The organism is Butyrivibrio sp. WCD2001 (genome assembly GCF_000424485.1).
GTDB lineage: Bacteria > Bacillota > Clostridia > Lachnospirales > Lachnospiraceae > Butyrivibrio.
The window spans coordinates 624,086-636,001 of the sequence record NZ_AUJZ01000001.1; the positions used below are offsets into that span (position 1 = coordinate 624,086).

The 11,916-nt window shown below is 35.0% G+C and carries 10 protein-coding genes; 2 read left to right on the plus strand and 8 right to left on the minus strand.

Translation table 11 applies throughout. From position 1 onward, the window contains the following. Positions 1–20 precede the first annotated feature (20 nt). The 4 genes from G630_RS0102645 to G630_RS0102660 form a co-directional block, all read right to left on the minus strand. Positions 21–1,415 carry a sugar transferase gene (locus G630_RS0102645; protein ID WP_026497657.1) on the minus strand — a complete coding sequence of 465 codons (1,395 nt, stop codon included), beginning with the start codon at positions 1,413–1,415 and terminating at the stop codon, positions 21–23. A gap of 176 nt (positions 1,416–1,591) precedes the next feature. Then, a complete protein-coding gene (locus G630_RS0102650) occupies positions 1,592–2,371 on the minus strand; it encodes a glycosyltransferase family 32 protein (RefSeq protein ID WP_044958440.1) in 780 nt (259 codons plus the stop codon). Between the two features lie 2 nt (positions 2,372–2,373). Beyond that, entirely contained in the window at positions 2,374–3,606 is a 1,233-nt protein-coding gene (locus G630_RS0102655) for an ATP-grasp domain-containing protein (RefSeq protein WP_081667761.1), read from the minus strand. A gap of 62 nt (positions 3,607–3,668) precedes the next feature. Beyond that, positions 3,669–4,604 (minus strand): glycosyltransferase family 2 protein, encoded by a 936-nt coding sequence (locus G630_RS0102660; RefSeq protein ID WP_026497660.1) that lies wholly within the window; start codon positions 4,602–4,604, stop codon positions 3,669–3,671. Positions 4,605–4,758: 154 nt separating this feature from the next. Between G630_RS0102660 and G630_RS0102665 the strand changes: the two genes are divergently transcribed. Together G630_RS0102665 and G630_RS0102670 are read left to right on the plus strand one after the other, a co-directional pair. After that, complete coding sequence (locus G630_RS0102665; protein ID WP_026497661.1) at positions 4,759–6,276, plus strand: hypothetical protein; 1,518 nt, start codon at positions 4,759–4,761, stop codon at positions 6,274–6,276. Between the two features lie 42 nt (positions 6,277–6,318). Further along, positions 6,319–7,440: an acyltransferase family protein gene (locus tag G630_RS0102670; RefSeq protein WP_026497662.1), complete on the plus strand. Its 1,122-nt coding sequence runs from the start codon at positions 6,319–6,321 to the stop codon at positions 7,438–7,440. Between the two features lie 41 nt (positions 7,441–7,481). Here G630_RS0102670 and G630_RS0102675 read toward each other — a convergent pair whose 3' ends face one another. From G630_RS0102675 to G630_RS0102690, 4 genes are read right to left on the minus strand one after another with little or no spacing between them, the layout of a single operon-like run. Further along, on the minus strand, positions 7,482–8,888 hold the full coding sequence (locus G630_RS0102675) for a class I adenylate-forming enzyme family protein (RefSeq protein ID WP_026497663.1): 1,407 nt from the start codon (positions 8,886–8,888) through the stop codon (positions 7,482–7,484). Between the two features lie 5 nt (positions 8,889–8,893). Next, complete coding sequence (locus G630_RS0102680) at positions 8,894–9,130, minus strand: acyl carrier protein (protein WP_026497664.1); 237 nt, start codon at positions 9,128–9,130, stop codon at positions 8,894–8,896. 23 nt (positions 9,131–9,153) lie between these two features. Continuing rightward, positions 9,154–10,104: a glycosyltransferase gene (locus G630_RS23255; RefSeq protein ID WP_049946052.1), complete on the minus strand. Its 951-nt coding sequence runs from the start codon at positions 10,102–10,104 to the stop codon at positions 9,154–9,156. 54 nt (positions 10,105–10,158) lie between these two features. After that, entirely contained in the window at positions 10,159–11,904 is a 1,746-nt protein-coding gene (locus G630_RS0102690; protein WP_026497665.1) for an ABC transporter ATP-binding protein, read from the minus strand. Positions 11,905–11,916 lie beyond the last annotated feature (12 nt).

Consider the following 11,916-nt stretch of genomic DNA (forward strand, 5'->3'; position numbering starts at 1 on the left):
ATTATAGCTCCCAAATAATTCTAGTAAGACCCGTTGCGTTTAAATATCTCAAGTACAGTCTTAAATATAATCTTCAAGTCCATCATCAGGTTCCAGTTGTCGATATAGTCGACATCCAGATTAACAACCTGATCAAAGTCAGTAATATTACTCCTGCCGCTGGTCTGCCATCTACCCGTTATACCGGGCTTGATGCTGATTCTCCTCCACTGATCGGCAGTATATTTCTCGACCTCATCAAGCGTCGGCGGTCTTGTTCCAACAAAACTCATTGATCCGAAAAGCACGTTAAAGAACTGCGGAAGCTCATCAATACTGGTCTTTCTAATGAACTTACCAACTCTGGTAATTCGCGGATCATCCTTAATCTTGAACATCATGCCATCCTGAACCTCATTGAGTTCCATGAGTTCAGCTTTACGCTCCTCAGCATCAGCATACATGCTTCTAAACTTCCATATCTTGAAGTGTCTGCCGTTTTTACCAACTCTGACCTGCTTAAATATAGCGGGGCCTTTTGAGTCAAGCTTAATCGCAAGCGCAGTGATAATCATTATCGGCGATGTCAGAATAATGCCGATCAAAGCAAAAATGATATCGAACAGACGCTTCATCAGTGATTCCCATGTGTTCATACTGATAGTATGGTAGGTCATAACTGGATAAGTTCCGATACTGCTGTTATAGGAGAAAGCCTTTCTCCTTCTGTAAATATCAACAATAACTCTGCAGGTAACACCCATTTCGATGCAAAGATCGATATACTTCTGAATATAAGCAATATCCATCTCACGCTTCTGCATGATATAAACCTGATCAATATTATACTTTCTGATAATCTCCTCAAGATCGGACAAGCATCCGATGTATTCAAGGGAATCATCGTCATCATCAAAGCTCACATAGCCTATCTCATTTAATGTAAGCGGAGTTTTATTAAGGAAATATCTGAATTTATTATAAGAATCCTTGCTTCCCACATATACACATCTTGGGATATGTTTTCTGTTTATAAGCCTGTCGATCAGCCTTAAAAAGAACAGACTCTCGACCAGAACTATAAGGTAAGACAATGTCAAAAACGCCATAAGAAAATCAGCATCAATTACATGGTCAAGGCAAAACCAATAAACGAGAAAACAACTAAAAGTTGCCCACAAAAAGGAAACTGTCTTACGACGTATTATTCTGTCAACATAGAAAAACAGAGTGTTATTATAGATATTTGCAGCTCTGTTGCACACAACATAAATTACAACAAAAACAAACAGCATAGCTAAAATGCTGTCACGCTGTTCGGCCTTCACCAAGTGCCCCCAAACCAAATATACAATTGTCATCGAAAGACATTGAAAAACTACATCCAGTATTGCGTGAACAACATCAAAAGACGCAGAAACATTAGAACGATTCATAAACTCTCCAAACAATTAAACTCTTTTTTATAATAGTTCCTCCCCACAAGAACCAGCGAATCGTTAATAAAACTAGTACGCCATTCGGTTCACAAGTATACATTATTATAAGTAGTTATGTCTAGTAAAAAGCATAAAACTAATAGTATTTTGTATACAATCCAATGATATATCAATTATTTACGCAGTATCGTCTTGATATTATCTTTAATACGTATAATGCAATCAAAAACTCTCTTCCCTTTTTCCTCCCCGAAAATCCTATTGAGTTTCCGCATCAGGTTCGTGTAAAAGCCGCTGTTGCCGCTTTTCCAGCTACCATCAAAATGATGAATACTGAAAGTATTTTCCGTAATTTCGATGCGTCCCGTAGCATAATTCAGAGGGCAAAAAAAATCTGTTGGGAATATTTCCACATCCTCTACTGTCTGTCTTGAACCATCGAGTCTAAGTCCATGTCTCTTAAGTACCAGTGTACGAAGTTTCGGACTCTCAACATTATGTTTTTCTCCGCCCCAAAAATCATAGGCTTCATCGCTGTCGTATAGATCAAGCATTTCTTTGAAAATAGGGAGACCTGCTACGCATCCAAAGCCCTGCCCGTCATTTACCAGTTCGCTGTTTTCAAAGCCAAAAAACGCCTTGTTTTCACATAACGGCGACAAGTCTTTTATTATCTCTACATCAGTATCCAGATATATCCCGCCACGATTATAGAGAACATCCATTCTTGCGTAATCCGAAACAAACGCCCACTTTTTTTCATCAAAGGCTTTTTCCATATATGGATGCTTATGAATGTCGTAATTTGACTCATTCCACTCTTTTATCTCAAAATCCGGGCAGTTTCTACGCCAGCTATCGATGTATTCTTGCACCGATTCAGGCTTTTTTCCGCCGCCAAACCAGAAATAGTGGATTGTATGGGGTATTTTTTTGTCTATACTAAAATCCATATTTATAAACCGCCATCAATAACATTATTGTTTTCATCAAGAATAAATCTCATGACCATATCATTTCCATTCTCATCAGTAACTTTAAGCAATTCATTTATAGTACTGATCTGACTTTTAAATTGATTAAAAGGAAGCGCAGAGACTATTATGCAAAATATCCGGCGCATACCTGAATCCGGCTCAATTACAGTCCCATCTTCCATATTTATCTTCACATATGCAATTCCCGGCAATTCCCTTATACTTTCAACCCCTTCAACAGAAGCTATTTTCCCCGGTTTAAGCGAAACCAAATAAGCGGAAACATTCACCGGTTCAGGCTGTGAAATTGAGGCAAGATAGTCTTCATTCAAGGCATAATCAAGAACAATCTGACACATATAATCTTGTATAGGAGATGCCCCGCCAGGAAGACGATAATTCATTTCCGTCACAGCGTATTCATCACCTTCGAAAATAACCTGAATACAAGCTATTCCCTCATAACAACCAAGTTCATTAAATAATTTCGATAATTGAGGAAACAGTTCCTTTTCCAATCTACCCAGGCAATCTGCAGGTCCGTATCCAAAAACGAACGGTATATCATCTTTTCTGTCACCAAATGTTGCGCCTGCTTCAATTAAATATGGCTCTCCCCGGTTGAATCCAAATATAAGACTTATCTCTACCCCGGAATAAAACTTTTCGATTACCACTCTGTTGGTCTTCGATTTATGATATGCATCCCTGTAGCCATTAATAAGATCCTGTTCATTTTCACATAGGTGAAATCCTATACTCGAACAGCTGTCAGTCGGTTTCACAACGACAGGATATTCGATATGCTCCATTTCTTTAGTGCCTAGACTTATATCCGGCATATACTCTTTAACAACAGGAATTCCATATTGTCTGCATAGCTGCTTAAATTTCAACTTGTCATTTGTAATCTCCCATGCATAATCGGAGACATAAAATGGCAAATTAAGTCTCTTACATAGCTTTCTGGTTGCATCCATGCAGTTTTCACTGGCTCCGCATGTAATGGCTGTAATTCCTCTTTCTATTGATAGTTTCTCAAGTGTATCCGTATCATAAACACTTATATCCCAGGATTCATCTGCAATCAGTTTACATTTCGACTTTTTCTGACCAAGATTATCCGTCAGAATAGTATAAACGCCTCTTGCTTTAGCCAGTTCTATTATTCTATCTGTTTTATCAACATCTCCTAGCAATAATAACTTCATTATCAGATTCTTTCTAATTCGAAAAAACTACAAATAACTGTATATGGTTGAACCCAATTCTATCATATTAATTTACTAAATAATTTAGGTGCTATTTCATATGCAAGTCTGCGCTTCGACTTATTCTTGCAAGTCGTTCTCTTGAGTTCTTTTTTCAATGCACTGATTTGATCTATTATTCGCTTACTTCTATCACCTTCACCATAGGCTTTTATTAATGTATACATACTATATTCCAAAATCGAATTATAACAATCTAAAACATAATCCTCTTTTATAATACTTCCCACCATATCAAAAGCGGGTTTATAAACAAATGTATCATTTGTGAAATAATCTCTTGTTGATGTCGCCGATGAACTATTTTGAACATAATGATAAAATGCTTTGGGAATATACTTGTATTTAAGATCATTATTAGCGAAAAAGCGTGTTTGAAACAACAAATCTTCACACATCACAATGTTTTCATCAAATGTATATTGTTTTAATAAATCTGCTCTAAATAGTTTTGTAACAAGAAATCCTCTAACTGTATCATCTGTAAACATTGCCTTCAATATATCATTTGATTGCAGCGTGTCCGATTTACCTCTTGCATAGGATGTAATTATTCCATCCTTATGTGTAAAATAGCCGCAAATGCACCCATCGCACCCGCCATCATTTACAGCCAGGATCATCTGTTCATACATATCCGGTTCAATATAATCGTCCGCATCAAGAAAGCTGATCCAATCACATCTTGTAAGAGACATACCAAGATTTCTGGCTGCCGAAACCCCCTTATGATCCTGACGATAAGATTGTATTACCGGATATCTTTTAACATAATCTTTTACAATGTCAGAAGAATTATCAGTTGATCCATCATCTATCAGAATTATCTCATCCGGAACCAAAACTCCGCCCAATATGCTTTCAAGCATAATAGGCAGAGTCTTAGAGTTATTGTAAAAAGGTATTATAGTTGATATCGTATTACCAAAATTATTCATTTTACACCGAAAATCCTTGTTATCTAAAACTCTGTCTGAAATTTTACAATGAAATAATCTGTTTTTCTAGCATTTATTGTTATAAAATCCTATTGTATTTCTGATGATTTTCTTTTAGACTCATTTAATTAGGAAAGGAAACTATAATAACTTCATGAATAAGAAAACCCTCTCATCCAAAAAAATATTTGCTATATACGGAATAATAGTATTTATTTTTCTGTTTGTTTTTCTTTCAATAATCAATCCGCTTACGGTATATGACACAGATGATTGGTTATATATTGGCCAATTCCGTAAGCCAATCCCGATGATAGGTCACTGGAACCCCATAAAGGTATTCCCGGAAACCTTTATGCCCGTGGTTTCATATCTGGGCGTACACTACATAATGCCTCTCACACATAATTACTGCCTTTCTCTAACACTTGCACACGCTTTATTTGGTAGTACGCTCTTAACTCTTTATTTTTCCGAATTCTCATTATTATTTTATAGAAAAAAAATATGTTCATTATCATTAAGCATTATTTATGGAATACTTTTTATCATATTGCATTTCATTGCATATATTCATAGTGGTAATAGCAACATTTTTCTGATATGGTCAGAAGACCTTACATGCTTTTATAATTATACTTTATCATCTGTTCTTTGCGCATCGTTAGTTATGCATTCCATGTCTTATGGCGGCATGAAATCATTGTACAAAAAAAGCACATTGCCTCATAAGGCAATATTGGCAATCTGGCTATATTTTGCTATTTTTTCAAACCTTTTCTCGTCAGTGATACTTGCCGCATACGTAGGTACAGATTTACTTTTTAATCTCATAGAATCGATCAGAAACAGACACTTCAATTTGATAAAATACTGCTCCTGTAACATCATAAATCTATTGATAATTATTATCTGGTTTCTATCCAATTTTCTTGAAACTACAGGCGGAAGAGCCGATGATATCGGAAAAAGCACATTAGAAAATGTGCCATTAACTATTTCATTATCATTAGTAAACATTTTGGCAATTAATGTTTTCATTACAGCTTTAGGCTTAGTTGTTTGCATACTGTGGATAAAAAAGCATGATTTCTTTAGACGAACTGTTTTCAATTTTATTTTTTATCTTTTCTTATCCATATCATATTTAATAATACTAAGTGCTACTGTAGAGCCAAATTACATATATAGAGCAGAGGTTGCGATAGATATCTTGTTTTATCTCTTTTTAGCTCTTATTGCTGCACTCAACGGACTTATTTATATAAGTAAAAAATATGCACGTTTGCTCATAATTTTATCCGGAACATGCATACTACTTTTCATTCAACCAGGAAAAGTATTTTTTTCTTACAATAATTCAAATATCTCATATAAGAAGTGCGAAGCACTCATGGAAGATATCATAGCGCAGTTTAAAGATGCTGAACAAAGCGGAAAGAATGAAGTAGCACTCATAGTTCCAAAATATGATGTGATGTACAATTGGCCCCTAGCTGATTTTGCCGGAGATAATATAGCTATAGCATTGCATAATCATGGAATTACTCAATCTTTAATCTCTGTAAATGAAATTGTCCCATCAGAGGAAAAAAATAGTCAATTAGGCATAAATGAATATGAACTTGAAGAAAATTTAAAGAAAATCTACTCCGTAGTCTTAGTTAAATAAGCTTAATATTGAAGCACATTATAGTATAAGAGGAGCTCTATTATGAAAAACAAAAAATTTGTCATCAAAAACACATTAGGCATGTTTGATCTTCTCAAGGGTATTGTTATGATTTTAGTCGTAGTATCACATACTGCCGGCTTAATTCCCTTTCTTGACGAATACCATTCTATTGATGAATTAGTTGCAAATGTCAATATTTTTGTTCTTTTCCTCACATTTGCATTTATGATTTTTGGACAAGCAACTATGCCTGCCTTATTTATTATTAGCGGATATGGTTTTAGAAAGACCACATACAAAAAATGTATAGTTAAGCAATATGAAACTTTAATTATTCCATATATTATAACTGTGGTCATAGCCACAATACTGCATTTCTTCAGTTATTATTTCCTGTATGGCGGCTTTAAAATTTCGCTCAAACAGACAATACAAATACTCCTTGGTGGTTTGTTCGGTTTTCCTACAAATCGAGGAATTAATGATTTTTGGCTGCTTGCATGTGGTCCTATATGGTTTTTGGCTGCTTTGTCAATTGCCACCTTCATTTTCAATTTTTGGGTTAATAATTTTAGCGGAGTAAAATTATTCTTATTATCACTTTTAACAACCGTCATAGGCTGGATAATAAGTTTTGCCGGTCCTTTGCCATGGAGTTTATCACAGGCATTTATAGCAGTTTCATATTTGTGGTTAGGATATTATATTAAAAAGAACAAATTACTGGTATCTCCCATCAAAATAAAGCATGCTATTGGCATTGCCATTATTGTTATTCCCTACTTGTTTTATACAAATTTCAGTAAGTTTTTTGGTATGGCAACTGATGAATATCCATTAGGTCCTATATCCATAATTGCCAATGGGCTTCTTGGAGTACTCATAATAAAGTTTTTCTTACATCTAAACAGTTTTGATGGTTTTATATGTACATTTATAAGAAAAATAGGACGGCAATCATTATATTTCCTTTGCATCCATTCTATAGAGATGGTTGCAATAGGGAATTATCTGACTTATCTATTTATTTATGAATGGTGGAAAGGTGATCCGGGATTAAGAAGTATCATAATTTTAGCCATCAGAATTCCATTTGCCATCATTGCTACATTCCTATTTGTTTACATAAAAGACAACATAGCTAAAGCCAGGAAAGCGTAATGCTTTTCCTGGCTTTATTCCTAATCATATTAAAGACTACTTTATCTCTTTATCTTACCACTGGATGTTTTTTCAAACTCCTGATCTCTAAAACCAATGCCATATATTCTTTTATAAATCGGAAGTTTCTTATTTAATTCAGAAATGAATTCCTTAATATCATCTCTTTTCGATTCATCACAGAATATCTCTATGCAAATTCTGTCGTTTTTATCAAAAACCTTACATTCCGTTACATAAGAACATGTATATACAAGGCGCTCAAGCTCTTCAGGGCTAACATTTTCACCACCGGATAATATGATTAGATTTTTCTTTCTTCCGGTGATATAAATGTATCCATCCTCGTCTATGTATCCAAGATCTCCTGTATGAAGGACACCATCTATAAGGCTATTCTTCGTTTCCTCCTCGTCCTTATAATACCCCTGCATGACTCCCGGACTTCTGACGCAGATTTCATCATCAATTATCATAACATCAACCATAGCATCAGCACGTCCTACTGATTTCAAGTGATTTTTACAGTCAAAATTAAAGCTTATGTTTCCACAGGTTTCACTCATACCATAAAACTGGCCAAAGCTAATTCCATTCTGCATAAAAGTATCGACCGTCTCAAAATCAACCGGCGCCCCCGCAGTTACAACCAATTTGGTATTTCCAAGTCTCTCTATATGCCCTCGCTTGATTGCTTTTTTCCAAAGTTTTAGCGTCGCAGGCGTTACTACTGCGCTATCAATCTGCTCGTTTTCCAAATCCATAAGTATATTAGCCGGATTTACGCTAAGATACGTGGCGCATCCATTTTCGATGTGCGTAATCCACCCGATAATTCCTCCAATATGGTAGAAAGGGAAATTAGTGTACACCTTAAGTCCATCACAACTATCAAATGGTGAATTTGAGTCAAACATCGTTTTGGGATATTTAAAAATATTGCCTGCTGTAAGCATTACACCTTTGGGTCTACCTGTAGTACCGGAAGTAAATATCAACAACGAAGTGCGATCCTGCTCAGAATCGCAAAAATCAGTCAATTCCACATACCCTGACTCATCCGAAAGAAGTTCCGACTTTTTAACTATATTCACTCCCAAGTGGCAAAACTCTGATGCATTTTCATCTTCAACAATCAAATCAGTAATATCTGCCTTTTCTATCTCATAGAATATATTCTCTATACTTTCACGTTTATTTAGGGGAACTGCAACCGCTCTACTAAAAAATAAAGCTCCAAGTATTACTAAGTATTCATAAGAAGTTTCAAGATAAAGACCCACTCTCTTTTCATGCATCTTCCCAAATCTTTTTTCAAGAGCAGCCGCACATGTGCCCATATCTTGATAAAACTTCATATATGAGATATTTTTTGAATAATCTCCGTCCAAAATTCTGAAGGAACTTCGTTCTCCATATTGTTTACAAAGGTTTAAAATTTCAACCATCACTATTATCCCTTCTTCTCAATAATTAAATCTTCTAATTCCTTGACAGTTGTAATAGATAATAACTCTTTTTCATCTATTTTTATTGAAAATTCTTTTTCAACCTTAGAAATTATAGACATTATCTCGAGCGAAGAAAGGTCAAGCGTATCTATGAATTCGCTATCCTCTGTTATTTCTTCTTTTTCAATATCTGCAACATCTGCTATTACATCAACAATCACATCAAAAATTTCACTCATTTATATTTCCTCCTTACACTTTTTTATTTCCTTATGCGCTTCATGATAATATATTTTAGAATGCCAAATCTATTGTTACTGTCAAAAAGTATTTTATTTCTAATTTGAACTTTTTCAGTTTTTGAGAATAGTGACCTATTATTTATGTATTTATCCCACTCAAATTTTCTTCTGTCATCAAAGTCGACTGTTAATCCCAGATAATTTCCAAGATGTTCAATTTCCTTTAACCCATCAAGATAATTAAGTAAGTTTTTTATACTATAATTATCATTTTCCGAAGACCAAGAGCCTGAACCTTGAGCTAACACATACCTATATGCAGAAATAAAATCTCCGGAATTATATATTTTCCCTTTTGATAAAGCAATCAAAGCATAATGTCTATCCATAAATCCAGACATATCATAATCTGATTTTTTTAAATCTTTAATTGTTTCTACAAAAGAATTATGCCTAAACATAGATGTGGCTGTCTGCCCTGGGAGAAGATAGTCTTCAAATTCCTTAATTGTATACTCTCCTCCTTGCTTAATGAATCCACTGTATTTCTCAATCTCAGGAAGACGGACATCATTTTGATCCACTATCCAGCATAAACCAAAACACGCTTCGCATTCACAATGAGCATCCAAAAAATCCACTTGTTTCTGCAACTTATTATCATCTATCCAATAATCGTCACCCTCCAAAAATGCGATGTACTCACCTCTGGTACGTACGATAATATCCAGTTCATTTTTAGTCATTCCCATATTTCTATCACGCAAAAACGGAATGATAACATCAGGATACTTATCAGCATATTCCTTAACAATTATTGCTGTGCCATCCTTTGAACAATCTTCTCCAACAAGAACTTCAAAATCAAAATTCACATTTTGTCTCATTATGCTGTCAATAGCACGCCTAATATATTTTTCGTGATTATAGGTCACCATTACAACACTTACTTTAATATTATGATTTGGCATTTCTATTACCCTTAATCAGCACAAAAGTCTCATTTTACAAGATAAGCTATTCCTTTAAAACTCATCCATAAGCTTCTGAATGTCTTCGGCACCAATTATCTGGACCTTTTTGTTGGCTATTCTATATACTCTGTCACACATAGAAAGGACAGTAGGTCTATGCGTTGTAAAAATTACCGTTTTCTTAGGATCCTTAATCATAATGTTATTAAGAACTTTTCGCTCGGTAGCAACATCAAGCGCTGATGTCGCCTCATCCAAAAGAAGAATCGGAGCATCCTTAAGAAGCGCTCTGGCTATTGATAATCTTTGATTTTGTCCCTCCGAAAATCCAAGTCCGTTCTCACCAAGCATATGATCAATCCCATCAGGAAGTCTTTCAATGAAGTCATAAATACATGCTGTTTCAAGCGCTTCTTTTATTTGGTCAGTAGTCGCATCTTGCTTTACAAGTTGCATATTTTCCAAGATACTGCCAGCCATCATAGTATTCCCTTGAGGAACATAAGATATAAGCGATCTGGTCATTTTACCGAGCCTCAGACTATCTACCCCATTTGAAGCAAGCACTTTTCCTTTTAATGCTGTAACAATGCCCAAGATAATTCTTAGCATTGTAGTCTTTCCCTCACCTGAGGGACCTACAAGTGCGATTATTTCACCAGGATTCGCCTCAAGAGTTGCACCTTCAAATACAGAATAACCATTCTTATATTTAAAATGCATATCTTCTATTCTGACTGATACTCCATCACCTGAATGAGCTGTAAAGTCAGTAATATCATCATCGATATAATCTTCTTCATCAGGTAAATCCATGAGCTTCTTTACTCGTTCTGATGCTGTCATAAACTCCATAATAGTAGGAATCAAATTAAGAAATGTCTTCATTGATTGACCTACTTCTATAGCCAAAAACACCATAACAGATAATGAGCCAAAGGATATAGCTCCTGAATGAACCCTGTAAAACATCCATCCTATACAGATGCATGCACCTAACACTGTCGCAAAAAATGAAATTCCCCATGAACTTAAAGAATATTGATTTGAACGAAGATCCGCAGTTTTTCTTGTCTTTTCAAGATCATACATCTTTTGGTAAAAGAGCTCCCCAAGTCCAAAAGCCTTTACAGCTTGAATATTATTAAAGGTCTCTTTATTGTAGGAATTGATCCTTGATTCTACTTCTCTAATAATTTTTTGTGACTGATATATCTTTCCCATATAGATTCTGGAAGCTAAAACAACTATAGGTACTACAACAATTGCTACCAGAACCATTGTAAAATCTATTGCAATAATATATACCCCGGAAAACACAATCATAGTAAAAGTCGATATCATTGTCGGTACAAGACCACTTGTATTACCTGCAACGCACTTAATATCTGTCGAAAGTCTGGTAATAAGGTCTCCCGAATGGTATTCAGTGAGATCTTCCCACGAAGAATCCATTATTTTCCGATATACTTTGAGTTCCAATTCATTGTACATTCCATTGTAATTATGTGCAGAAAATCTATTACTGGTAATGCTTATAAAAATATTAACAATATATAACAGCACCAGGGTGATTCCTGACATTATAAGATTTTGCATGTTATCCTGTAACGCTAAATCAACAATTCCTCCAACCCGGCTGGTTAAAAATATCCCATAAAGAGTATGGAGTACAAGAATACAAATATAAATGTAAAGTCTTACTTTATAATCCTTTAATACGTATAAGGCCCATCGAAATGTCTTGAAAACATCGCGGTAAATCTGAAGTTTCTCCTTTTTAATAGGCATAGCCATTACAATATTACT